This is a genomic window from Streptomyces sp. NPDC059866 (assembly GCF_042731325.1).
Taxonomy (GTDB): Bacteria; Actinomycetota; Actinomycetes; order Streptomycetales; family Streptomycetaceae; genus Streptomyces; species Streptomyces flavusporus.
Genome location: NZ_JBHWJT010000001.1, coordinates 396,468 through 420,102, shown reverse-complemented (window position 1 = coordinate 420,102; position 23,635 = coordinate 396,468). Strand labels below are relative to the sequence as shown.

25 protein-coding genes and 1 riboswitch are annotated in these 23,635 nt (G+C 71.0%); of the genes, 14 read left to right on the top strand and 11 right to left on the bottom strand.

What is annotated here, in order from left to right; all coding sequences use genetic code 11:
- Positions 1–2: 2 nt before the first annotated feature.
- Positions 3–641: a hypothetical protein gene (locus ACFV7R_RS01950; RefSeq protein ID WP_385258744.1), complete on the bottom strand. Its 639-nt coding sequence runs from the start codon at positions 639–641 to the stop codon at positions 3–5.
- Positions 634–1,413, bottom strand: coding sequence for an alpha/beta hydrolase (locus ACFV7R_RS01945; protein WP_385258741.1), 780 nt, complete (start codon positions 1,411–1,413; stop codon positions 634–636). Before ACFV7R_RS01945 ends, ACFV7R_RS01950 begins: the two co-directional genes overlap by 8 nt.
- A gap of 160 nt (positions 1,414–1,573) precedes the next feature.
- On the opposite strand from ACFV7R_RS01945, the gene ACFV7R_RS01940 reads away from it, so the two are divergent.
- The 5 genes from ACFV7R_RS01940 to ACFV7R_RS01920 all read left to right on the top strand — a co-directional run bounded on the left by ACFV7R_RS01940 (position 1,574) and on the right by ACFV7R_RS01920 (position 6,725).
- Positions 1,574–2,341: a lysophospholipid acyltransferase family protein gene (locus ACFV7R_RS01940; protein ID WP_385258739.1), complete on the top strand. Its 768-nt coding sequence runs from the start codon at positions 1,574–1,576 to the stop codon at positions 2,339–2,341.
- Positions 2,342–2,387: 46 nt separating this feature from the next.
- Positions 2,388–3,605: a MacS family sensor histidine kinase gene (macS, locus tag ACFV7R_RS01935; RefSeq protein WP_385258736.1), complete on the top strand. Its 1,218-nt coding sequence runs from the start codon at positions 2,388–2,390 to the stop codon at positions 3,603–3,605.
- Positions 3,602–4,285 carry a response regulator transcription factor gene (locus ACFV7R_RS01930; protein ID WP_224737339.1) on the top strand — a complete coding sequence of 228 codons (684 nt, stop codon included), beginning with the start codon at positions 3,602–3,604 and terminating at the stop codon, positions 4,283–4,285. The genes macS and ACFV7R_RS01930 overlap by 4 nt, the downstream gene beginning before the upstream one ends.
- Positions 4,286–4,431: 146 nt before the next feature.
- Complete coding sequence (locus tag ACFV7R_RS01925; RefSeq protein ID WP_385258733.1) at positions 4,432–5,460, top strand: 6-phosphofructokinase; 1,029 nt, start codon at positions 4,432–4,434, stop codon at positions 5,458–5,460.
- Positions 5,461–5,729: 269 nt separating this feature from the next.
- Positions 5,730–6,725 (top strand): 2-hydroxyacid dehydrogenase, encoded by a 996-nt coding sequence (locus ACFV7R_RS01920; RefSeq protein ID WP_385258730.1) that lies wholly within the window; start codon positions 5,730–5,732, stop codon positions 6,723–6,725.
- Here the strand turns inward: ACFV7R_RS01920 and ACFV7R_RS01915 are convergent.
- Positions 6,677–8,557, bottom strand: a complete 1,881-nt coding sequence (locus ACFV7R_RS01915) for an anthranilate synthase family protein (RefSeq protein ID WP_385258727.1) — start codon at positions 8,555–8,557, stop codon at positions 6,677–6,679. The two genes, ACFV7R_RS01920 and ACFV7R_RS01915, sit on opposite strands and share 49 nt — an antisense overlap.
- 103 nt (positions 8,558–8,660) lie before the next feature.
- On the bottom strand, positions 8,661–8,717 hold the full coding sequence (locus tag ACFV7R_RS01910) for a trp operon leader peptide (protein WP_385258902.1): 57 nt from the start codon (positions 8,715–8,717) through the stop codon (positions 8,661–8,663).
- A 96-nt stretch (positions 8,718–8,813) separates the two neighbouring features.
- Between ACFV7R_RS01910 and ACFV7R_RS01905 the strand changes: the two genes are divergently transcribed.
- Both ACFV7R_RS01905 and ACFV7R_RS01900 read left to right on the top strand, forming a co-directional pair.
- Positions 8,814–10,166, top strand: a complete 1,353-nt coding sequence (locus ACFV7R_RS01905) for a class II 3-deoxy-7-phosphoheptulonate synthase (RefSeq protein WP_385258724.1) — start codon at positions 8,814–8,816, stop codon at positions 10,164–10,166.
- Between the two features lie 185 nt (positions 10,167–10,351).
- Positions 10,352–10,585: a bacterioferritin-associated ferredoxin gene (locus ACFV7R_RS01900; RefSeq protein ID WP_206306777.1), complete on the top strand. Its 234-nt coding sequence runs from the start codon at positions 10,352–10,354 to the stop codon at positions 10,583–10,585.
- A gap of 15 nt (positions 10,586–10,600) precedes the next feature.
- Here ACFV7R_RS01900 and bfr read toward each other — a convergent pair whose 3' ends face one another.
- Entirely contained in the window at positions 10,601–11,080 is a 480-nt protein-coding gene (gene bfr / locus ACFV7R_RS01895) for a bacterioferritin (protein ID WP_129797434.1), read from the bottom strand.
- A 174-nt stretch (positions 11,081–11,254) separates the two neighbouring features.
- Between bfr and ACFV7R_RS01890 the strand changes: the two genes are divergently transcribed.
- The gene (locus ACFV7R_RS01890) at positions 11,255–11,887 is read left to right on the top strand and encodes a sulfite oxidase-like oxidoreductase (RefSeq protein ID WP_385258721.1); all 633 of its coding nucleotides are present in this window, start codon (positions 11,255–11,257) and stop codon (positions 11,885–11,887) included.
- 9 nt (positions 11,888–11,896) lie between these two features.
- Here the strand turns inward: ACFV7R_RS01890 and ACFV7R_RS01885 are convergent, their stop codons facing one another.
- From ACFV7R_RS01885 to thiO, 5 genes are all read right to left on the bottom strand, one after another.
- A complete protein-coding gene (locus ACFV7R_RS01885) occupies positions 11,897–12,772 on the bottom strand; it encodes a deoxyribonuclease IV (RefSeq protein ID WP_385258719.1) in 876 nt (291 codons plus the stop codon).
- 34 nt (positions 12,773–12,806) lie between these two features.
- Positions 12,807–14,729 carry a Stk1 family PASTA domain-containing Ser/Thr kinase gene (gene pknB, locus ACFV7R_RS01880; protein WP_385258717.1) on the bottom strand — a complete coding sequence of 641 codons (1,923 nt, stop codon included), beginning with the start codon at positions 14,727–14,729 and terminating at the stop codon, positions 12,807–12,809.
- Positions 14,730–14,822: 93 nt separating this feature from the next.
- Entirely contained in the window at positions 14,823–15,617 is a 795-nt protein-coding gene (locus ACFV7R_RS01875) for a thiazole synthase (protein WP_385258716.1), read from the bottom strand.
- Positions 15,618–15,620: 3 nt separating this feature from the next.
- Positions 15,621–15,821: a sulfur carrier protein ThiS gene (thiS, locus tag ACFV7R_RS01870; RefSeq protein WP_385258713.1), complete on the bottom strand. Its 201-nt coding sequence runs from the start codon at positions 15,819–15,821 to the stop codon at positions 15,621–15,623.
- Positions 15,822–15,841: 20 nt separating this feature from the next.
- Positions 15,842–17,008 (bottom strand): glycine oxidase ThiO, encoded by a 1,167-nt coding sequence (gene thiO, locus ACFV7R_RS01865; RefSeq protein ID WP_385258711.1) that lies wholly within the window; start codon positions 17,006–17,008, stop codon positions 15,842–15,844.
- A riboswitch (TPP riboswitch) is annotated at positions 17,005–17,117 on the bottom strand. Its footprint overlaps the gene before it by 4 nt.
- A gap of 52 nt (positions 17,118–17,169) precedes the next feature.
- On the opposite strand from thiO, the gene ACFV7R_RS01860 reads away from it, so the two are divergent.
- The 6 genes from ACFV7R_RS01860 (at position 17,170) to ACFV7R_RS01835 (ending at position 22,055) form a co-directional block, all read left to right on the top strand.
- Positions 17,170–17,523: a hypothetical protein gene (locus ACFV7R_RS01860; RefSeq protein WP_385258708.1), complete on the top strand. Its 354-nt coding sequence runs from the start codon at positions 17,170–17,172 to the stop codon at positions 17,521–17,523.
- A gap of 28 nt (positions 17,524–17,551) precedes the next feature.
- Positions 17,552–18,802, top strand: coding sequence for an NAD(P)/FAD-dependent oxidoreductase (locus tag ACFV7R_RS01855; RefSeq protein ID WP_385258706.1), 1,251 nt, complete (start codon positions 17,552–17,554; stop codon positions 18,800–18,802).
- Between the two features lie 107 nt (positions 18,803–18,909).
- Positions 18,910–19,275, top strand: a complete 366-nt coding sequence (locus ACFV7R_RS01850) for an Rv2175c family DNA-binding protein (RefSeq protein ID WP_385258703.1) — start codon at positions 18,910–18,912, stop codon at positions 19,273–19,275.
- A 100-nt stretch (positions 19,276–19,375) separates the two neighbouring features.
- On the top strand, positions 19,376–20,032 hold the full coding sequence (thiE, locus tag ACFV7R_RS01845; protein ID WP_385258701.1) for a thiamine phosphate synthase: 657 nt from the start codon (positions 19,376–19,378) through the stop codon (positions 20,030–20,032).
- Positions 20,033–20,139: 107 nt separating this feature from the next.
- On the top strand, positions 20,140–21,063 hold the full coding sequence (gene metF / locus ACFV7R_RS01840) for a methylenetetrahydrofolate reductase [NAD(P)H] (protein ID WP_129797425.1): 924 nt from the start codon (positions 20,140–20,142) through the stop codon (positions 21,061–21,063).
- A 56-nt stretch (positions 21,064–21,119) separates the two neighbouring features.
- Positions 21,120–22,055, top strand: a complete 936-nt coding sequence (locus ACFV7R_RS01835) for a hypothetical protein (protein WP_385258698.1) — start codon at positions 21,120–21,122, stop codon at positions 22,053–22,055.
- A 10-nt stretch (positions 22,056–22,065) separates the two neighbouring features.
- Here the strand turns inward: ACFV7R_RS01835 and ACFV7R_RS01830 are convergent, their stop codons facing one another.
- The gene (locus ACFV7R_RS01830; RefSeq protein ID WP_385258696.1) at positions 22,066–23,583 is read right to left on the bottom strand and encodes a phytoene desaturase family protein; all 1,518 of its coding nucleotides are present in this window, start codon (positions 23,581–23,583) and stop codon (positions 22,066–22,068) included.
- Positions 23,584–23,635 lie beyond the last annotated feature (52 nt).

The window sequence follows — 23,635 nt, the reverse complement described above, 5'->3', positions numbered from 1 at the left end:
GGTCAGACCACCGCGCCCCGACCCGGATCGTCGTCGTCCTCGTCGTCCGTCCGCATCCGCATCACCAGCGTCGCGAAGCCGCCCAGGAAGCCGCCGATGCTGAGTGTGGTCAGCCACCACGTCATGTCCCAGCCGAGCAGCACCGCCAGCAGAAGCAGCACGGGGCCGCCGATCACACCCAGCCACGCGAACTTGGCGGTGGCGTCGGCGGAGGGCAGCGGCGGCGGCTCCGGCGGCACGAAGTGGCCCTCGTCGTCCTCACCGAGGTCGTCGTCGGACGGCTCCTGCAGGCTGTAGTCGCGCGGGCCGCCGCTCACGCCGGGGGCGAAGCTGACGGAGCTGCCGAGCGGCTTGGGCGTCTCCTGCTTGGGCTCCGGCTCATTCTGGGCCGTATCGCCCGTGCTGCCCTTGCTGCCCGTGCTGTCGTTGGTCTCCGGCTCCAGCAGCGCCAGGTCCTCGACCGACTTGAACGGCTTGGCGCCCGGCGGGTCCGGCGGCTCCTCCCCGTAGCCGGCGACGATCGCCGCCCAGGCGGCCTCCTCGTCGAACGGCACGTTCTGCTCGCCGGACTCGCGATGCTCCCGCTCCTGCCGCTCGTCGCGCTCCTCGCGGTCCTCGCGGTCGGAGTCGTGCTCAGCCACCTGCCGCCGTCCCTTCCTTGCCGACACTGGGTGCGAGCCGGCCGATGAACGCGAGGCTCTCCTCGAAGATCCGGTCCGCATCGTGGTCCAACGTCGCCACGTGGTAGCTCTGTTCCAGCAGCAGCTCCGTGACGTCCGTCGACGAGACCCGGCTGAGGATGCGCGCCGAGTCGGCCGGCGGCACCACATGGTCCTGTGGGCTGTGCAGGACCAGCAGCGGCTGGGTGACCTGCGGCAACTCACCGTCGACCAGGCGGAAGAAGATCCGCAGGGAGTGCGCCGCGTGCAGTGGCACCCGGTCGTAGCCGATCTCCTCCGCGCCCGGCTTGGCTATGTCGCTGGTGATGCCCTTCGTCGTCCGGACGAGATGCCGGGCCACCGGCAGGGCGTACGCCGACAGGCCGTGCACCTTGTTCCCCGGGTTGACGATCACGACGCCGCTGACGGCGTCCCCGTGCCTGGCGGCGAGCCGCAGGGCCAGGGCGCCGCCCATGGACAGGCCGAACACGAACACCTGCGCGCAGCGCTCGCGCAGGGCCCACAGCTCGCGGTCCACCTCGGCGTACCAGTCCTGCCAGCCCGTGAGCTGCATGTCCTCCCAGCGTGTGCCGTGCCCGGGAAGCAGCGGCAGGGCGACGGTCAGACCGTGCCCGGCGAGATACTCCGCCCAGGGGCGCAGTGACTGGGGTGAACCGGTGAAGCCGTGGCAGAGCAGGACGCCGACCTCCCCGCCGTCATGGCGGTACGGCTCGGCTCCAGGAAGGACCGGCACCTTCGGTCTCCTGTTCATGAGAGGGGCGAGAACGAGTCCAGGTGTGCATCACCGTACGCGACCGCACTGACACCGACCAGGGCCGTCGGGCTCTTCGCCCGGCCGCCGGGTTAAGGTCTGATTTACAGACACAGGAGGCACTCGGTTGTTGTACGGCGCGATGAAGGTTTCCGTCGGGGGTCCGCTGAAGCTCGTCTTCCGGCCCTGGGTGGAGGGCCTGGAGAACGTACCCGCCGAGGGCCCCGCGATCCTGGCTAGCAATCACCTCTCCTTCTCCGACTCGTTCTTCCTGCCCGCGGTCCTCGACCGCAAGGTCACCTTCATCGCGAAGGCCGAGTACTTCACCACCCCCGGCATCAAGGGCCGGCTGACCGCCGCGTTCTTCAAGGGCGTCGGCCAGCTGCCGGTGGACCGCTCCGGCGCCCGCGGCGCGGGCGAGGCGGCGATCAGGAGCGGGATCGAGGTCATCGAGCGCGGAGAGCTGTTCGGTATCTATCCGGAGGGCACCCGCTCGCCGGACGGTCGCCTCTACCGCGGCAAGCCCGGCGGCCTCGCGCGCGTGGCGCTGGCCACCGGCGCGCCCGTCATCCCGGTCGCGATGATCGACACGGAGAAGATCCAGCCGCCCGGGAAGGTCATGCCGAAGCTGATGCGGCCGGGCATCCGCATCGGCAAGCCGCTGGACTTCCGCCGCTACCAGGGCATGGAGCACGACCGATTCGTGCTCCGCGCGGTGACCGACGAGGTCATGTACGAAATCATGAAGCTCTCCGGCCAGGAGTACGTCGACATGTACGCGACCGCCGCCAAGCGGCAGATCGCGGAGGCGGCCAAGGCGGAGAAGGAAGCGGCCAAGGCGGCCAAGGCCGCGCTCGCGCAGGCCGAGAAGGAACAGGCGCAGAAGGAAAAGGACCAGGCCGACCAGTAGGAACAGGCCTTCCAGCAGGAACGGGCCGAGCCGGGGTGGGGGGAACATGGCCAGGCGCGAGCGCGTCATGAGGATGTCGGTCGAGCAGCCGCTGTGGCGTGCGCTCATGGGCTATCGCGTCCTGACGATGGTGTACGCGATCGGGCTCTTCATCAGCGCGTACGACGAGGTCGCCCGCCCTCGGGTGGCCATCGCCTACTTCGCGGTACTGGCCGTCTGGACCCTGGCCACCCTGCCCAGGGTCGCGAACGCCGCGAGCTGCACCAAGCCCTTCCTCACCGTCGACCTCGCCATCGCCCTGACCGGCATCCTGCTCACCCGGGTCGCCGAGACCCCCGAGCGGATCGACGCCAGTGCGCCGACCCTGCCGTCGATCTGGACCGCGGGTGCCGTGCTGGCGTTCGCGATCAAGGGGGGCTGGCGCTGGGCGGCCTTCGCCTCCACGCTGGTCGCCGCCGCCAACCTGGTCCACCGGTCCGGCGTACCGACCCGCGACACCGTCCACATGGTGCTGCTCGTCTGGATCGCCTCCATCGCCATCGGCTACGTCGTCGAGGTCGCCCGCGCCTCCGAGCGCACCCTCGCCCGTGCCCTGGAGATCGAGGCCGCGACCCGGGAGCGGGAACGGCTCGCCCGGGACATCCATGACAGCGTCCTCCAGGTGCTGGCGATGGTGCAGCGGCGCGGAGCGGTGATCGGCGGTGAGGCGGCCGAGCTGGGCCGGCTGGCCGGCGAACAGGAGGTGGCGCTGCGCACCCTGGTCTCCGGCGGGCTGGTGCCCGTCCCCCGGGTGTCGGAGGACGCCGCCGAGGGGGCGGTCGTACGCACCGTCGAGGAGCCGGAGGACGACGGCCCGGTCGATGTGCGCGCGCTGCTCGTCCCGTACGCCGGCGCCCGGACCAGCCTCGCCGAGCCCGGCGCTCCCGTGCTGCTGCCGCCGAACGCCGCGCGGGAGCTGGCCGCGGCCGTCGCGGCCGCCCTGGACAACGTCCGCAAGCACGCCGGGGAGGGCGCCCGGGCCTGGATCCTCGTCGAGGACGAACCCGACTCGGTGATCGTGACCGTACGCGACGACGGACCGGGCATCCCCGAGGGCCGGCTCGCCCAGGCCGAGGGTGAGGGGCGGCTCGGGGTGGCCCTGTCGATCCGCGGCCGGCTGCGCGACCTGGGCGGCACGGCCGAACTGGTCTCAACCCCTGGGCAGGGCACGGAAGTCGAGCTGAAGGTACCGAAGGACACGACGATGGCGCGGGGGCGGCGATGAGTGAACAGCAGGGCACGATCAAGGTGATGGTGGTCGACGACCACCCCATGTGGCGCGATGCCGTCGCCCGCGACCTGACCGAGTCCGGCTTCGAGGTGGTCGCCACCGCGGGCGACGGCGAACAGGCGGTCCGGCGCGCCAAGGCCGCCGCGCCCGATGTTCTCGTCCTCGACCTCAATCTGCCCGCCAAGCCCGGCGTCCAGGTCTGCAAGGAGCTGGTGGCCCACAACCCCGCCCTGCGGGTCCTGGTCCTGTCCGCGAGCGGCGAGCACGCCGACGTACTGGAGGCCGTGAAGTCCGGTGCCACCGGCTATCTGCTGAAGTCGGCCTCCACCGAGGAACTGCTGGACGCGGTGCGCCGCACGGCGGTCGGCGACCCGGTCTTCACACCGGGCCTCGCCGGCCTGGTCCTCGGCGAGTACCGCCGCCTCGCCTCCGACCCGGCACCCGGCGCGGGACCGGACACCGACGAGCCCAGGGCGCCGCGGCTGACCGAACGCGAGACCGAGGTGCTGCGGCTGGTCGCCAAGGGCCTGAGCTACAAGCAGATCGCGGAACGACTGGTGATCTCCCACCGCACGGTGCAGAACCACGTCCAGAACACCCTCGGCAAGCTCCAGTTGCACAACCGGGTGGAGCTGGTGCGGTACGCGATAGAGCGCGGACTCGACGAGGAGTGAGCCGCCTGGGCTCCGAGGAGTGAGCCACGTGGCCCCAACCGCTGGGCCATTCCCAGGAATTGCCCGCACGGACCATGCCGTAGTGACCTGCATCACCATTAGCGTGCTCGCAGGGCATACGACCACCGCGGCGAAGGGACAATTCCATGCGGGTCGGAGTACTGACCGGAGGCGGCGACTGCCCCGGGCTCAACGCCGTCATCCGGGCCATCGTCCGCAAGGGCGTGCAGGAGTACGGCTATGACTTCGTAGGCTTCCGGGACGGCTGGCGCGGTCCGCTCGACGGTGACCTCATTCGCCTCGGCATCCCGGCCGTGCGCGGCATCCTGCCCCGCGGCGGCACCATCCTCGGCTCCTCGCGCACCAATCCGTTCCAGCACGAGGGCGGTATCGCCCGGATCAAGGAGAACCTCGCCAAGCAGGAGGTCGACGCGCTCATCACGATCGGCGGCGAGGACACCCTGGGCGTCGCCGCGCGGCTGTCCGACGAGTACGGCGTGCCCTGCGTCGGGGTCCCGAAGACGATAGACAACGACCTGTCCGCCACGGACTACACCTTCGGCTTCGACACGGCGGTCGGCATCGCGACCGAGGCCATCGACCGGCTGCACACCACCGCCGAGTCCCATATGCGCGTCCTGGTCGTCGAGGTGATGGGCCGTCACACCGGCTGGATAGCGATCCACTCGGGACTGGCCGGCGGCGCCAACGTCATCCTCATCCCCGAACAGCGCTTCGACGTCGACCAGGTGTGCGCCTGGGTGACCTCCCGCTTCAAGGCGTCGTACGCGCCCATCGTGGTCGTCGCGGAAGGGGCCGTGCCGAAGGACGGCGACATGGTGCTCAAGGACGAGTCCCTCGACTCCTTCGGGCATGTGCGGCTGTCCGGCGTCGGCGAGTGGCTGGCCAAGGAGATCGAGAAACGCACCGGCAAGGAGGCCCGCACCACGGTCCTCGGGCACGTCCAGCGCGGCGGCACCCCCAGCGCCTTCGACCGCTGGCTCGCCACCCGCTTCGGACTGCACGCCATCGACTGCGTCCGCGACGGCGACTTCGGCACGATGGTCGCCCTGCGCGGCACGGACATCGTCCGCGTCCCGATCGCCGAGGCCACGGCCCGGCTGAAGACGGTCGACCTGAAGCTGTACGAGGAGGTCGGGGTGTTCTTCGGCTGACTTGCGGGGCGTTCTCCGGCTGACAGCTCGTCAACTCCCAGGCCGCGCTGGAAGGAACGGGAACGGTGGGGGAGGCGCTATGGCCGGATGGTGGAACGAACCGGGGCTGCGCGTGCTGCTGGAGCGCAACGCCGGCACATTCGCCACCGTCCGGCCCGCCGTGCGCGACGGCACGGCCCGGACGCAGGGTCGTCCGAGCACGCCCACCCACAGCCCCGTATATTCGCCTCGTACGGCAACAATTCCGGTGACCCCCCCGGAGGGCACCCGTGGAGATCCTGGCCTTCGGCGTACAGGCCGACGAGAAGCCCCTGATCGAGCAGGCCTTCCAGGCCCATCACGAGGTCCGCTGCCTGGACGTCTTCCTCAACGAGGACACCGTCCCCATCGCGGCCGGCCACGAGGTGATCTCCACCAGCGTCAACGCCGATCTCGGCCCGCGCATCCTGGAGGCCCTCGCCGCCGCCGGAACCCGCATGATCGCCCAGCGTTCCACCGGCTTCAACAACATCGACCTCACCGTCGCCGAACGCCTCGGCATGACGGTCGCCCGTGTCTCGTACTACTCCCCGTACGCGGTCGCCGAGTTCGCCTGGACCCTCGCCATGGCGGTCAACCGCCGTATCGTCCGCGCCTCCACCCGCACCCGCGACTTCGACTTCCGTCTCGACGGCCTGATGGGCCGCGACATGCACGGCCGCACCGCGGGCGTCCTCGGCACCGGCAAGATCGGCGAGGCGTTCGCCCGGATCGCGCACGGCTTCGGCATGCGGCTGCTCGGCTGGGACATCGCCGAGAACCCCACGTGCATGCAGCTCGGCATGCGGTACGTAGCCAAGGAACAACTGCTCGCCGAGTCCGACCTGGTCACCCTGCACGTCCCCCTCATGCCGGAGACCCAGCACCTCATCGACGCGGACGCCCTGAAGACGATGAAGAACGACGTGATCCTGGTGAACTCCAGCCGCGGCGGCCTCATCGACACCGCCGCCCTCGTACGTGAACTGCGCGCAGGCCGCTTCACGGGGGTCGGCCTCGACGTGTACGAGGCGGAGGCGGGCCTGTTCTTCCTCGACAAGTCCCTGGAGGCCATCGAGGACGACACCCTGGCCCGCCTCGTCACCTTCCCGAACGTCCTGGTCACCTCCCACCAGGCGTACTACACGCAGGAGGCGGTCGGCCAGATCGTCGAGACGACGGTGCGCAACGTCCTCGACTACACGGCGGGCCGCCGCTCCGAGAACGTGCTGGTGCCGCGCAGCTGACCGACCAGCTCCGCCACGACCGCGGCGCCGTTCAGCGTCAGCACCGACTCCGGGTGGAACTGCACCCCGGCGAAGGAGGGCCCGCGCAGCGCGTGCACCTCGCCGGTCGCGCTCCGGCTGAGCTCGACGCCGTGCGCGGCCAGCTCCCCGGCCGCCTCGTCGTCGCAGCGCGCCACGAAGCTGTTGTAGAAGCCGACGGTCTCGGCCCGCCCGAACAGGTCGATCGTCGTCTGCGCCCCCTGGTACGGCACGTCCTTCCGTACGATCTCCAGGCCCAGCTCGGCCGCGATCAGCTCGTGCCCCAGGCACACGCCGAGCACACCGTGCCGCTGCCCCCGCAACACCTCGGCGGTGAGATCCCGGAGGAACCGCATCTTGGGATCGGCCAGGTCGGACGGGTCACCGGGCCCGGGGCCGAGCACGAGCGGCCCCTCGTGCGCGAGCACGGCATCCCGCAGCCCCGGCTCGTCGTACCTCCGCACGGTGACCGTGAGCCCCGACGACCGCAGCACATGCGCGAGCATCGCCGTGAAGGTGTCCTCGCCGTCGACGACCAGCGCGTGGCCCGCCAGGGCGTCCGACCTCTTCTGCATCCGCAGCCAGAAGGGCGCGAGCGCGGCCCGCCGCCCGTCCAGCGCCGCCCGCACCCGAGGGTCGTCGGCCAGCCGGGGCCGCGCCCGCTCCTCGCGCGGCCTGGACGGCCGTACCCCCAGAGCCGCCAGCACGCCCGCCGCCTTCGCGTGCGTCTCCGCGACCTCGCCCGCCGGGTCCGAGCCCCGTACCAGCGTCGCGCCGACCGGCACCCGCAGCCGCCCGTCCGTGTCGATGTCGGCGGTGCGGATGAGGATGGGGGAGTCGAGGGTCTGGGCACCCCCGGCGTCTCGCCCGGTCAGCGCCAGCGCACCGGCGTAGTAACCCCGCCCGCCGGTCTCGTGCCGCTCGATGACCCGGCAGGCGTTCTGCACGGGTGAGCCGGTCACGGTCGCCGCGAACATGGTCTCCTTCAGCACCTCCCGCACATCCAGCGACGACCGCCCGCGCAGCTCGTACTCGGTGTGCGCGAGGTGCGCCATCTCCTTCAGCCGCGGCCCGACGACGACCCCGCCCATGTCGCCGACGGTGCACATCATCTTCAGCTCCTCGTCGACGACCATCGACAGCTCCTCGGTCTCCTTGCCGTCGGCGAGGAAGCCGAGCAGGTGCTCGGGCGTCGGCCCTTCGGCGGGATAGCGGTACGTCCCGCTGATCGGGTTCATCACGACCGTGCCGCCGGACATCCGTACGTGCACCTCGGGGCTGGCGCCGACCAGCGTCCGGTCCCCGGTGTGCACGACGAACGTCCAGTACGCGCCCCGCTCGCCCTCGAGGAGCCGCCGGAAGAGAGCGAGGGCATCGGCCCTGCCGAACCCCGGGATCCGGCCCCCGTACGTCCGCCGGATCACGAAGTTCGCGCCTTCCCCCCGCCCGATCTCCTCCCGCAGCACCCGCCCGACGATCTCCGCGTACTCCTCGTCGCCGACGTCGAACCCGCCGCCCTCGACCCGCACCTCGTGCGCGGGGAGCCGGGTCAGGGCCTCGGCGAGCGGGATCTCGTACGTCTCCTCCGGCGTCAGCGCCACCAGCGGCGTGCCGTCGTCGCGGACGTCGAAGCCACGCTCGCGGATCTGACGGAAGGGCACCAGGGCCAGGCCCTCGTCGGGGAGGTCGGCGAGCCGGTCGTACGTCCTGACCGGGCCGAGCAGCAGCTCCACCACGTCGTGGTCGTGGCCGGGAGCGCGGCGGCGGAGCAGGGCGAAGGGGCGGGGATCGTCGAGCAGTTCGAGCAGGTTCACGGGAGCTCCTTCTCTGAGGGTCTCTGAGAGAGGAGCGGCCCGGTCGGGAAAACACCGAAGGCCGCCCCTCGGGCGGCCTTCGCGAAGTCTTGGGTACGCGCAGTCAGCGGGCCGCCGGAGAAGCGGTCCACCACCAGGTCTGGTGCGAGTGCGCGAACATGAGTCGCACCCTACCCCATGTCCGCAGACCGTAACTGGTGTCTCATTTGCTGGGCACCGGGCCGGAAGCCGGACATCACCCCGTAATGTTGACGTCGTGACCGTGAACGCTAAGACCAGCGCGAGCGCTGGCAACACCTGGCGAAACCTGCCCGCGGCGCAGCAGCCCGAGTACCCCGACGCCGAGGCTCTGCGCGCAGTGATCGCGGACCTCGAGTCGTATCCGCCGCTCGTCTTCGCGGGCGAGTGCGACCAGCTGCGCGCCCGGATGGCGGCCGTCGCCAAGGGAGAGGCGTTCCTCCTCCAGGGCGGCGACTGCGCCGAGGCCTTCGACGCGGTGTCCGCGGACCAGATCCGCAACAAGCTCAAGACCCTGCTCCAGATGGGCGCGGTGCTGACGTACGCCGCGTCCGTGCCCGTCGTGAAGGTGGGCCGGATCGCCGGCCAGTACTCCAAGCCGCGCTCCAAGCCGACCGAGACCCGTGACGGCGTGACGCTGCCGTCCTACCGCGGCGACTCCGTCAACGGCTTCGACTTCACGGAGGCGGCCCGCGTCCCGGACCCCGAGCGGCTGAAGCGGATGTACCACGCGTCCGCCTCCACGCTGAACCTGGTGCGCGCCTTCACCACCGGCGGCTACGCCGACCTGCGCCAGGTGCACGCCTGGAACCAGGACTTCGTGAAGTCGTCCCCGTCCGGGCAGCGCTACGAGCAGCTGGCGCGCGAGATCGACCAGGCGCTGAACTTCATGCACGCCTGCGGGGCCGACCCGGAGGAGTTCAAGACCGTCGAGTTCTACTCCTCGCACGAGGCGCTGCTGCTCGACTACGAGTCCGCGCTGACCAGGGTCGATTCACGTACGGGGCAGCTGTACGACGTCTCCGGGCACATGGTGTGGATCGGTGAGCGCACCCGCCAGCTGGACGGCGCGCACATCGAGTTCGCGTCGAAGATCCGCAACCCGATCGGCGTCAAGCTCGGCCCGACGACGACGGCGGAGGAGGCACTGCAGTACATCGACCGCCTCGACCCCGAGCGGGAGCCCGGCCGGCTGACCTTCATCGTCCGCATGGGCGCCGACAAGGTCCGCGACAAGCTGCCCGAGCTGGTCGAGAAGGTCACCGCGTCCGGCGCGACCGTGGCCTGGGTGACCGACCCGATGCACGGCAACACCTTCGAGGCGGCCTCCGGTCACAAGACCCGCCGCTTCGACGACGTGCTCGACGAGGTCAAGGGCTTCTTCGAGGTCCACAAGGCGCTGGGCACCCACCCGGGCGGCATCCACGTGGAGCTGACCGGCGACGACGTCACCGAGTGCGTGGGCGGCGGCGACGAGATCTTCGTCGACGATCTGCACCAGCGCTACGAGACGGCCTGCGACCCGCGGCTGAACCGCAGCCAGTCGCTGGACCTGGCGTTCCTCGTCGCGGAGATGTACCGGGACCAGTAGCGGCCGACCTGTTGTCGACCTGTTACGGACGGTGTGGTGGGGCGCGGATCACATACGATCCGCGCCCCCTCCCACTTTTACGGCACCCCCGTGACGGGTAAGGTTAGGTTTGCCTCACCGATCAAGCGGGCCCGTGCTCCATCGGTTACGGCACGACCCTTTGATCCCGGCGGGAGGTGGACCGCGTGTTCGTCTGCAGTTGCTTCGGCATCACCGAGCAGCAGGTCAAGCAGCACGCGGAGAACGGCGCCTGCACCCCACGCCAGATAGCGTCGGCCTGCAAGGCGGGCACCGACTGCGGCTCGTGCGTACGCCGGATCCAGGCGCTCCTCGGCAGGGGCGCGTGCCCGCGCCGGGAGCTGGCCGACCAGGGCAAGCCGGTACTGTCCGAGGTCGCAGGCCTGGACGAGGCCGCGTAGCCTTCGGGCGGTCGCTCAGCTGTCCGGCTGCTCGACCAGCTGCGAGATGTACAGCGCCTCACCGAGCTTCTCCACCAGATCCAGCTGGGTGTCGAGATAGTCGATGTGGTGTTCCTCGTCCGCGAGGATCGACTCGAAGATGTTCGCGGACGTGATGTCGCCCTTGTTGCGCATCACCTCGATACCGCGCTTGAGCCGGTCCATCGCCTCCACCTCGACCTGCCGGTCCGCCTCGAACATCTCCTTGACGGTCTGCCCCACCCGTACGTGGAACAGCCGCTGGTAGTTGGGCAGTCCCTCCAGGAACAGGATCCGGTCGGTGAGCATCTCGGCGTGCTTCATCTCGTCGAACGACTCGCTCCGGGTGTACTTCGCGAGCTTGTACCAGCCGAGGTTCTCCTGCATCTTCGCGTGCAGGAAGTACTGGTTGATCGCGGTCAGCTCGCCGGTGAGCTGCTCGTTGAGAAACTCGATGACCTCGGGGTCGCCCTGCATGGCAGCGGCTCCTTCCGCGTGGGGAATGGGAGGTTGCCGCCGCATGATTGCACCGGGTGTCGAAGATCGTCCAGTAAGTGGTGACTTAGTAAGTAAGTACACACTTAGTGCGGGTTGCCCGATTCTGGACCGGCCTGGTCAAGTGCACTGCGCCGGGTCTGTCAGGATGGAGCCATGGGTCATCCGGTGGGGCGCGAATCTGGAGAAGCAGCACAGTGCGAGCTTCCGCCGGGGCAGCGAGTGCAGCGCGGCTGGCCGGTCACGCACTATGGGCCGGTGCCCAAGTTCCGGCCCGAACGCTGGGAGTTCAGGGTCTTCGGCGCCACCGCCGACGGTGAGAAGCACTGCTGGAACCACGACGAGTTCACGGCCCTGCCCTACACCACCGTAGTGGCCGATCTGCACTGCGTCACGAAGTTCAGCATGCTCGGCGCGGAGTGGGGTGGAATCCCCGCGCGGACCATCCTGGAGATCGCCCCACCCGCCCCGAATGTCACCCATGTGATGGTGTGGGCGGAGTACGGCTTCAGCTCCAATCTGCGCCTGTCGGACTTCGCGTCCGAGCGCACGATTTTCGCCACCCACAAGGATGGCGAACTGCTGACCGCGGAGCACGGCTTCCCGCTGCGGCTCATCGTCCCGCACCTGTACGCCTGGAAGGGCCCCAAGTGGGTCCGCGGTGTGGAGTACATGACCGCCGACCGCCGTGGCTTCTGGGAGGAGCGCGGCTACCACAACATCGGCGACCCCTGGAAGGAACAGCGCTACTCCTACCAGGAGGAGCCCGGGGACGGCCCCGAGTTGTGACATTCGGCGTCAGCCGTCGTCCCTGAGCCCCTTCAGCCGGGCCACGTCCGCCGCGTGCCCTTCCTTGCCGCCGGGTGTCTCGATGATCAGCGGTACGCCCTCGGTGGCGGGGTGGGTCATCAGCGCCCGGAACGGGTCCTCGCCGATGTGTCCGGCGCCGATGTTCTCGTGCCGGTCCTTGTGTGCGCCCACCACGTCCTTGGAGTCGTTGGCATGGATCAGTTTCAGCCGGCCCTCGCCGACCGTGTCCACCAGCAGGTCCAGCGTCTGGTGCATGCCGTTCGGGCCGGTCAGGTCGTGTCCGGCGGCGAAGACATGGCAGGTGTCGAGACAGACCCCCAGCTTCGGATGGGCGTCCAGGGCCTCGAAGTACGGCCCGAAGTCCCAGGTGCGCGAACACAGCGAGGCACCCTGTCCCGCCGTGGACTCCAGCAGCAGGTACGGATCGTCGTCATGGGTGAGCTCGTCCAGCAGCGGCAGCAGGTACTCCCGTACCTGCTTCAGGGCCACCGAGCGGTCCCGGCCACCGGTCGCGCTCCCGGTGTGCACGACCACACCCCGTGCGCCGATCTCCCGTCCACGCCGCAGTGAGTGCCGCAGCGACTCCACCGACCTCTCCACGGTGGCCTCGGTGTGCGAGCCGAAGTTGATCAGGTACGGCGCATGCACATAGGCCGGTATCGACTCCGTCGCGCACACCTCCCGGAACGCCTCGTCCTGCGCCGGGTTCCCGACGGGCGTGGCCCAGCCGCGCGGGTTGGCGACGAAGACCTGCACGGTCTCGGCCTTGAGGTCGTGGGCGTACGTCAGGCCTACGGAGTGCAGACCGCCGGCGACGGGGACGTGACCGCCGACGGGATTGCGGGAGGGGTGTTGACTCTTCACGCGTTCAGGGTGTCATGTCCCCGCGTGTGCCCCGTCAGCCGATCTCGATGGTGATCGTCGACCCCTTGGGAGCCGTGTCGCCGCCCTCCACCGACTGGCCCTTCACCTCGTCGCCGAACAGCCCGAGCAGACCGCGGTCCTCGTCGACCTGGAAGCCGGCGTCCTCCAGCTGCTGCCTGGCCTCGTCGACGCTGTCACCGACCACGTCCGGAACCTCGACCATCTCCGGGCCCTTGGACAGCGTCAGCGTCACCGTGTCGCCCTCGGCGGCCCGGCCGTCGGCCTGCGGCGACTGCCGGGCGACCTGGCCCGCGTCGTACTCCGAGTTGACCCGCTGGGACGCGATACGCACCTTGAGGCCGGCCTCCTGGAGCTCGCTCCGGGCGTCGTCCAGGTCGCGGCCGGTGACGTCCGGGACGTCCACCGGGCTGCCCTTGCTGACGGTGAGCGCGATCGCCGTGCCCGCGCGGGTCTGAGTGCCCGTCTGCGGGTCCGAGCCGATCACGAACCCCTTGGTGACGTCGTCGCTGAACTCCCGGGTCACCATGCCCGGCTCCAGCCCGCTGTCCTCCAGCAGGTCGCGTGCCTTGTCCAGCCGGTACCCCGCCAGATCGGGCACCTTCACCGTCTCCGGGCCGTCGGAGATGGTGAGTGCGACGGAGTCGTTGTGCCGGATCCGGACGCCCGGCGCCGGGTCGGTGCTGATGACCGTGCCGCGCTTCACGGTGTCGCTGTAGGCGTGCTCGATCTGCCCGGCCTCGAGCCCGGCGTCCGCGAGCCGGTCCTTGGCCTCGGCCTCGGTCTTCGCCAGCAGCGGCGGGACCTTGGTGAACTGGCCGGAATTGATGTACCAGACGCCCGTGCCGACGCCGAGCACCAGCAGGACGGCGGCGATGATCGTGAACAGCGTGCGCCGGGGCGGGGCCGAGCGCCGCGGAGCCGGAGCCGGCGGGGCCTGCAGCCGGCTGGTCCGGTTGAGCGGGGGCGCCTCGTCCTCGTTGACGGGCAGCTGCCGCAGCGCGGTCAGTGCGCGCGGGATCACGCTCGTACGGTCGTCGGCGTTGTCGTGTTCCGCGGTGAGCGCCTGCGGCGGCATCGCGTCGAGCTGGTCCGCGCCGAGTGCGCCGCGCGCCTCGCGGACCCGGGCGAGCAGCGCCACCGCGTCGTGCGGGCGGACGTCCGGGGTGCGCGATGTCGCCGAGGCGACCAGCTCGTCCAGCTCGTACGCCAGGCCCGGCACGGCGGCCGAGGGCGGCGGGACGTCCTCGTGGATGTGCTTGTACAGCACCTGGGCGGGGGAGTCCCCGGAGTGCGGCTTGGTGCCGGTCAGCATCTCGTACAGCACGACACCGCACGCGTACACGTCGACACGGGGGTCGGCGCTGCCCTGCTCGATCTGCTCCGGTGCGAGGTAGGACACCGTGCCGAGGACGGAGCCGGTGGTGCTGGTGACCGTGTCCACCGCCCGGACCAGCCCGAAGTCGGCGACCTTGACCCGGCCGTCGTCCCCTATCAGGACGTTCTCCGGCTTCATGTCGCGGTGCACGAACCCGGCGCGGTGCGCGGCGCCGAGCGCGGCGAGGACCGGCTCCAGGATGTCCAGCGCGGCCCGCGGCTGCAGCGCCCCGCGCTCGCGCAGCACATCACGCAGGGTGCAGCCGGAGACGTACTCCATGGCCAGGTAGACGTACGACCCGTCGGCGCCCTGGTCGAACACCTGGACGACGTTGGGGTGGGCGAGCCGGGCGACCGACTTGGCCTCGCGGATGAACCGCTCGACGAACGTGCCGTCCGTCGCGAGCGTCGGATGCATCACCTTGAGCGCGAGGACGCGGTCCAGGCGGGTGTCCACGGCCCGGTAGACCGTGGCCATCCCGCCGACCGCGATCCTCGCGTCGACGCGATAACGGCCGTCGAGCAACTGCCCGACGAGAGGGTCCTGAAGGGTCGTGTCCACGCAGGCGAGTGTACGAGCCGCCACCGACACGCCGCCCCCGTTCAGCCCTGTTGCGGGCCCACTTGAAGCGCACCTGTGACGCAACCCACGAACCTAGAACGCGGGCCGCTCAGGATCCAGCGCAGCGATCCCCTCCACAGGAGAGGACGCCTCCGCGAAGTGCCGTCGTGGAATCCGCCCCGCCCGGAACGCCAGCCGCCCCGCCTCCACGGCATGCCGCATGGCGTCCGCCATCAGCACCGGCTCCTGCGCCCGCGTCACGGCCGAGGCGAGCATCACACCCGCGCACCCCAGCTCCATCGCGAACGCCGCGTCCGACGCCGTACCGGCCCCCGCATCCAGAATCACCGGCACACGCGCGTGCTCCACGATCAACTGGAAGTTGTGCGGATTGCGAATCCCGAGCCCCGACCCGATCGGCGATCCCAGCGGCATGATCGCGGCACAGCCCACGTCCTGAAGCTTCCGCGCCAGCACGGGATCGTCGTTCGTGTACGGCAGCACCATGAACCCGTCGTCCACCAGCGTCTCCGCCGCCTCCAGCAGCTCGATCGGATCCGGCAGCAGCGTCCGCTCGTCGGCGATGACCTCCAGCTTGACCAGCTCCGTCCCGAGCGCCTCCCGCGCCAGCCGGGCCGTGAGCACGGCCTCACCCGCGGTGAAACACCCCGCGGTGTTCGGCAGCACCCGAATCCCCAGCCGGTCCAGCACCGACAGCACGGACCCGTGCACATCGGGATTCACCCGCCGCATGGCCACCGTGGTCAGCTCCGTTCCGGAAGCCACCAGCGCCCGCTCCAGCACGTCGAGGCTGGGCGCACCCCCGGTGCCCATGATCAGCCGGGACGTGAAGGTCGTACCACCCAGGACAAAGGGATCGTCGGCCATGGGTCAGCCTCCTTGGACGGCGGTGAGGACTTCGACACGGTCCCCCTCGGAGAGGGGTGTGGTCGGCCACTGCGCGCGCGGGACGACGGTTTCGTTGAGGGCGGCGGCCACTCCGGAGGGGGCTGCCGTGAGGGTCTTCACCAGGACGTCGAGAGCCGTGCCGGGCTCGACCTCGCGCGGCTCGCCGTTGACGGAGATGGTCATGCCGGCTGCTCCATGGATGTTCATGCGGGCTGCTCCGTGAGTACTGCGCTGAAGCGTTTCGGGGTGAAGGGGCGGGCCACGTCCGGGAGTTCGCCGGTGGTGAGCAGATGCGCCATGACGTCGCCGGTGACGGGAGTCAGCAGGACGCCGTTGCGGTAGTGCCCGGTGGCCAGCAGCAGTCCGTCCAGCCCGGTCGGTCCGAGCAGGGGCGCGTTGTCGGGCGAGCCGGGGCGCAGTCCGGCCCGCGTCTCGGTCAGCGGCAGCTCGGTGAGGCCGGGCACCAGCTCGTGCGCGTCCCGCAGCAGCTGGTACACGCCCCCGGCCGTGACCGTCGTGTCCCAGCCGAGCTCCTCACTGGTCGCCCCGACGACCAGCTCGCCGCTCTCGCGCGGCACCAGATAGACATGGCTGCCGCGGACGACCGCGCGCACGGTCCGGCTCAGGAACGGCGCGTACCGCTGCGGCACGGTCAGCCGCAGCACCTGCCCCTTCACGGGCCGTACCGGAGGCAGGACGGCGTTCGGGACACCCGCGAGCCGCCCGCTGAGGCTCCCCGCGGCCAGGACCACCTGCCCGGCGGCCAGCTCGGTGCCCGCGCGTGTGACGACCCCCGCGGCCCGGTCCCGTACGACCACGAGCCTTTCCGCCCACTCCCGGTGGAAGACCACGCCCGCCCGCTCGCACGCGGCCACCAGCGCCCCCGTGAGCCGCCGCGGGTCGATCTGGTGGTCGCCGTCGACCCGCAGCCCGCCCCGCACACCGGGTGCGAGCATCGGCTCCAGGCGCCGGCAGTCCCGCCCGGACAGCCACTCGGAGTCCAGGCCCGACTGCCGTTGCAGGGCGTGCAGTTCCCGCAGATGGGCGCGGTCGTCGGCGTCCAGGGCGACGGCGAGCGTGCCGCACCGGCGGTAGCCGAGGTCGTGGCCGGTGAGGTCGGTGAGCTCGGCCGCGAAGTCCGGATAGCGGCGGGCCGAGGCCAGGTTCAGGCCGAGCAGGGTCTGCTCGCCGTAGTGCAGTTCCGTGACGGCGGCCAGCATGCCCGCCGCCACCTGGGCGGCCCCGCCGCCGGGTTCGGGGTCCACGACGGCGGTCGCGAAGCCGCGTTGCGCGGCCCGCCAGGCCGTGACCAGACCGATGATTCCGCCCCCGATGACGAGGACGTCTGACGTACGTGTGGATGACGACACGGGCGCTGCGCCCCTCCCTTCGCCGGCATGACCCGGATCAGGTTCGTACGGTCGGAGGCCGCCAGCCTCCCTCTCAGCCCGGTGCGTCCGGGCTCCCGCGAGTGCTCTACGTTGGCCACCCTAGCCTCTGCATCCACGCCTCTGTAAGGGAGCCTGTTGTCATGCCCAGCTCGCTCGACGGCCTCGTCCTCGCCCCCGTAGCCGACCAGGCACCGGGTCAGGTCGGTACCCGCACCCGGTTCACGTACCACGAGCAGGACGGGGAGATCTGGGCCGAGTACGCGGGCGGCGACGTCGTGCGCGGGTACCTGGTGGGGACCCGGGAGGGCGACCTGCTCGACTTCCGGTACGTGCAGCTCAAGCAGGACGGGACGACGTCCTCGGGGCACTGCGAGTCCAGGGTCGTCGAGCTGCCCGACGGGCGGGTGCGGCTGGAGGAGACCTGGGAGTGGGAGTCGCAGCAGGGCAACGGGACGAGCGTTGTGGAGCAGGTCACCGAACCCACCGCTGACTGACAGAAAGTCAGTTGACTATGGTGATCAGGTGAGCGAGCAGACGCAGGAGACGGGGCTGTCGCAGCCGCGGCGCGTGGTCGTGGTCGGTGCGGGCATGGCCGGTGTGCAGACCGCGGTCGCCCTGCGGGAACAGGGCTTCACCGGCACGGTGACGCTGATCGGCGCCGAGCCCCACCAGCCGTACGACCGTCCGCCGCTGTCCAAGGCCGTCCTGCTCGGCACGGCGGAGGGCTCCGCCTTCGACGTCGACTTCGAGGCGCTCGACATCGAGCTGCACCTCGGGCGCGAGGTCCTCGGCGTCCGCCCCGACGAGCACGAGCTCGACACGGCCGCCGGGCCGGTGCCGTACGACGTCCTGGTCCTCGCGACCGGTGCCGAACCGATCACGCTGCCGGGCGCGGAGGGCGTCCCCGGCGTGCATCTGCTGCGCACCCTGGACGACGCCGAGCGGCTGCGGCCCGTGCTCGCCCGCCGGCACGACATCGTCGTCGTCGGCGCGGGCTGGATCGGCGCGGAGTTCGCCACGGCCGCGCGCGAGGCGGGCTGCGCCGTGACGGTCGTGGAGGCCGCGGACCGCCCGCTCGCCGGGGCGCTGCCCGCCGAGGTCGCCGCGCCGATGGCGGACTGGTACGCGGACAGCGGTGCCGTACTGCGCACGCACGCGCGCGTGGCGCGGGTCGAGCCCGGCGCGGTCGTGCTCGACGACGGTTCGCGGCTGCCCGCCGGGGCGGTCGTGGTCGGTATCGGCGCCCGGCCCGCCACCGCCTGGCTCACCGGCGCCGGCATCGAGCTCGGCGCATACGGCGAGGTCGTGGCCGACCAGCACCTGCGCACCTCCGCGCCGGACGTCTACGCGGTGGGCGACTGCGCCTCCTTCCCTTCGGGAAGATATGGCGAGCGCCTTCTGGTCCACCACTGGGACAACGCCCTGCAGGGCCCTCGTACGGTGGCCGCGAACATCATCGGCGAGGCGACCGGCGAGGCCCCGGTGGTCTACGACCCGGTGCCGTACTTCTGGTCCGAGCAGTTCGGCCGCTTCGTCCAGTACGCCGGCCACCACACGTCCGCCGACCGCACCGTATGGCGCGGCGACCCGTCCGGCCCCGCCTGGACCGTCTGCTGGCTGCGCGAGAACCGGCTCGTCGCCCTGCTGGCGGTGGGCCGCCCGAGGGATCTGGCCCAGGGGCGACGGCTGATCGAGGCCGGCGCACCGATGAACCCGGAACTGCTGGCGGACCCGGCGCGGCCGCTGAAATCGGCGGTGGCGCAGCCGTCGTAGGCACCGCCCGGACGGCCCCTTGCTCCCGGTCCGTCCCAGTGGTCCGTCGCCCCAGGTCGGACCGGTCCGGCTTCCGACTGTCAGTGGGGGATGGCAGGCTGGTTTCCGTGACCGAGATTGACACAAAGATCGACGCTCTCGTCCCCGCCTGGCTCACCCTTCCCGACATCGCCGAAAAGCTCGGTGTCGAGGTGACGCGCGTGCGGCAGCTGGTCAAGGACGGCCAGCTCATCGCCGTACGCCGCGGCGAGAACCGCGCGCTGCACGTCCCCGCCGCCTTCATCGACGGGGACAAGGTCGTCAAGGGCCTCTCCGGAACCCTGACGCTCCTGCGGGACGACGGCTTCACGGTCGAAGAGATGCTGGAGTGGCTGTTCACCCCCGATCCGACCCTGCCCGGCACCCCCGCACAGGCGCTGAGCGAGAATCGCGGCACGGAGGTGAAGCGCCGCGCCCAGGCGCTCGCCGTCTGATCCGAAAACCGTCCGGCGTACGGGCCGCGGCGCGCGCAGGCCACGGCCGCTGTCCAGCACGCTCACCCGCAGCCCGTACGCCACCCACAACGGGGGACACATGACCGCCACCGCCGCCACCGCCCGCGCCAGGCTCGCCGACGCCCGGGTGTACCTGTGCACGGACGCGCGCAAGCGCCAAGGTGATCTGCCGGAGTTCCTGGACGCGGTCCTGGCGGGCGGGGTCGACATCGTGCAGCTGCGCGACAAGGGCATGGAGGCGGCCGAGGAGCTGGAGCACCTGAAGATGTTCGCCGAGGCCTGCGCCCGGCACGGCAGGCTCCTCGCGGTCAACGACCGCGCGGATGTCGCGCACGCCGCCGGCTCGGACGTACTCCACCTCGGCCAGGGCGATCTCCCCGTCCCCGCCGCCCGGGCGATCCTCGGCGACGGCATCCTCATAGGCCGTTCCACGCACGCGGAGTCCGAGGCCGCCGCGGCCGCCGTCCAGGACGGTGTGGACTACTTCTGCACCGGCCCCTGCTGGCCGACCCCCACCAAGCCCGGCCGCCACGCCCCCGGCCTCGACCTGGTGCGGTACACGGCGGGGCTCGGCACCGACCGCCCCTGGTTCGCCATCGGCGGCATCGACCTCGGCAACCTCGACCAGGTGCTCGACGCGGGCGCCCGCCGGGTCGTGGTCGTCCGGGCCATCACGGAGGCGGACGACCCTGGTGCGGCCGCGGCGGAGTTCGCCAAGCGGCTGCGACAGGCGTGACACGCACGTTTGTCCAAGGTGTCCAAGGGATGGACAACAAGCCGACAAATCGGGCAAATTTGCGGCATCCGGTTGGGGGACCGCCGCCCCCTGGCTAACCTGCCCGTATGGCCCTCGGAACCGCATCCACCAGGACTGATCGCGCACGTACCGTGCGCGACATGCTCGCCACCGGCAAGACGACGTACTCGTTCGAGTTCTACGCGCCGAAGACCGCCAAGGGCGAGCGCAGCCTGTGGAACGCCCTCCGCAGGGTCGAGGCGGTGGCCCCCGACTTCGTCTCCGTGACGTACGGCGCCGGCGGCTCGACGCGCGCGAGCACGGTCAAGGAGACCGAGCAGATCGTCGCCGACACCACCCTCACCCCGGTCGCCCACCTCACCGCGGTCGACCACTCCATCACCGAACTGCGCAACGTCATCGGCCAGTTCGCCGACGCCGGCATCCGCAACATGCTCGCCCTGCGCGGCGACCCGCCCGGCGACCCGATGGGCGAGTGGGTGCCGCATCCCACGGGCCTCACCTACGCCGCCGAACTCGTCCGGCTCATCAAGGAGTCGGGCGACTTCTGCGTCGGTGTCGCGGCCTTCCCGGAGATGCACCCGCGCTCCAGCGACTGGGACACGGACGTCACGCACTTCGTCGACAAGTGCCGCGCCGGCGCCGACTACGCGATCACCCAGATGTTCTTCCAGCCGGAGTCCTATCTCCGGCTGCGCGACCGGGTCGCCGCGGCCGGCTGTGAGACCCCGGTCATCCCGGAGGTCATGCCCGTGACCAGCGTCCGGATGCTGGAACGACTGCCGCAGCTCAGTAATGCTCACCTTCCGTCCACCTTGAAAGAGCGAATCCTCACAGCAAAAGACAATCCGGCCGCTGTACGCTCCATGGGGATCGAGTTCGCCACGGAGTTCTGCGCGCGGCTGCTGGCCGAGGGAGTGCCCGGACTGCACTTCATCACGCTCAACAACTCCACGGCGACGCTGGAAATCTACGAGAATCTGGGCCTGCACCACCCACCGCGGGCCTAGACCGGTCGCACGCTCATACGACACACTGCGTAGCGGCCACTGGGAGAGGGGCGTACATGGGCTGGACGGTCCTCTACATCGCGTTCGGCATCGTCGCGCTGTGGCTGCTCGGCGAGGTCCTGCTGCAGTACAAGGCACGGCTTCGCTGGCGGCTGCTGGCGTTCGCCGGCTTCCTCGGTGTCGTCGTCGGTGTACTGATCCCGTCCGTCGTCGTGATCGGACTGGGCGCCGCCGCCTTCGCGGTCGGGCAGACGTACGTCACGCTGTCGTTCCGCCGCGGTTTCGCCGCCGGCTGGGCGGTCGCCGGGCGTTCGGGCCTGGGCGGCAGCAAGCGCCGCCGCGGCGAGCCGGAGCACCAGGACCCGACCCTCGAGGTCTCCGATCTGGAAGCGGGCGACTACGGCGACGACAGCGCCCAGTACGGTCACCGCAACGCCTCCCAGGGCCAGGACGACTACGACCGTGACGACGTGTTCACGCCCGCCCGTTCGGAGCCCACGGCTGCCGAGGCCACCGCCGTGTACGAACCGCAGCCGATGCCCGACGACACCGGCTCGTACGGCATATACGGCGACACCGCGTACGCAGCCGCGGGGCAGACCCAGGACCAGTACGCAACGGCCGCCCAGAGTGCCGATCAGAACTACGCCTACGACGGTTACTCCTACGGCCAGCAGCAGTACGGCTACGACACCACCGGCCAGCAGCAGTACGCCGCGTACTCCGACCCGTACGCCGGCACCCAGGCCTACGGCGGCGCCGCGTACGACACCGGCTACGACCAGCAGCAGTACGGTCAGCAGGCCTACGGCCAGGACCAGTACGCCACCGGCAGCTACGGCGGCCAGACCCCGCCCGGCGGCGTGTGGGTACCGCAGCAGCGCAGCACCGACGACGCCTACGGCGGGGAACTCCCGCCCGAGCAGCCCTACCCGTACCAGGGCGACGGTCAGGCGCAGGGGAACGAGTACGACGAGCGGTACCGCTTCTGAACGCCGCCTTTCACTGAGATCCCCGGAAGCCCGGCCCCTCCACGATCAGCCCCGCCACCAGGGCGCCCGACATGCCGGCATGGGGGAGACCGCCGCCCGGGTGAGACCAGCCGCCGACGGTGAACAGGCCGGGCAGCCCGGTCGTGTTCGACGGGTGCAGCAGCCGGCCCTCGGCCGCCGCCAGCGCCGGTGCCGGCACCGCCCCGCCCTCCGCGCCGGTCACCTCCGCGATGTCGGCCGGAGTGCGCACCTCGCGCCACAGGAGGCGGTCCCGCAGGTCGGGTATGACGCGTCCGGCCATGGTGATCATGGCCTCGGCGTGCTGGTCGAAGACCTCTGCATCCGCCCAGCTCCACTCGCCCGGCATGGAGGGGACGGTGGCGGTCAGCGTGACCGCCTCGTGCGCGGGGTCCGGGACCAGCTGGGGATCGTCGGGCCGCAGCACCGTGACCGTGGGACGGGCGGCCATCCCCGCGGGCGTGCCGAACACGGACCCCAGCTCGAGCTCGCGGTCCTCCGCGTGCACCACCGTCCGATGAACCGTCCCCTCCGGACGCCCGCCGCGCAGCGCCAGCAGCACCGTCAGACGGCTCGGCAGCCCGCGCTGCCCCGGGACCTCGCCCGCCCCCCGTATCGCCGTACCGGGCACGACACGGCTCAGCACCTCCGGTGCGACACCGGCGACCACGAAGTCCGCCTGAGCCACCGTCCCGTCGGCGAGCTCCACCCCCGCGGCCCGGCCGTCCTTCTCCAGCACCGTCGTCACCTCGGCGCCGAAGACGAACTCGACCCGCCGGGCCAGGCAGCGCTCGTACACCGCGCGTGCGAGTTCCCGGATGCCACCGCGCACGTACCAGGTGCCGAAGGCGTGATCCAGGTACGGCAGCACGGCGGCGGCGGCCGGAGCGACGCGCGGGTCCAGGCCGTACGCGAGGGCCTGACTCTCCAGCAGGGCGACCAGCCGGGGATCGCGCAGCTCCCAGGTGCCGACCTCGGCGAGTGTGCCGGCCCGGCGGGTGCGCAGCAGCCGCTTGTGCGGGACGGCGGGGTAGGGCTCACGCTCGGCCAGCACCGGCCAGTTCGGCCACAGGGGCTCCTCCAGGAGAGGCCTGCGGGTCCGGTCCCAGGCCTCGCGGGCCCGCACCAGGAAGTCGCCCCAGCGTCCCCCGGCCCCCGACCCCAGCGCCTCGTCCAGGGCGGCGACCGCTCCCGCGCGCGAGGCGTTCGGCAGCGACACCTCGGTGCCGTCCGCGAAGACATGCCGGGCCGACGGGTCGACCTGGACCAGCTCGACGCACGCCTCCAGCGGCTCCTTGCCGGTCTTGAGGAACAGGTCGCGGTGGACCGCGGGCAGCGGCAGCAGCCCCGGGCCGGTGTCGAAGGAGAATCCGTCCCGCTCCAGTCGGCGCACCGCGCCGCCGTACGTCTCCGTACGCTCGTACACCGCCACCCGGTGGCCCGCGACGGCCAGCCGGGCAGCAGCCGCCATCGCGCCCATCCCGGCGCCGATCACCGCAATCCGTGCCATGCCTGCGACTTTATCGGCCGCCACTGACAATCCGCCCGCGGGCCTGTGACCT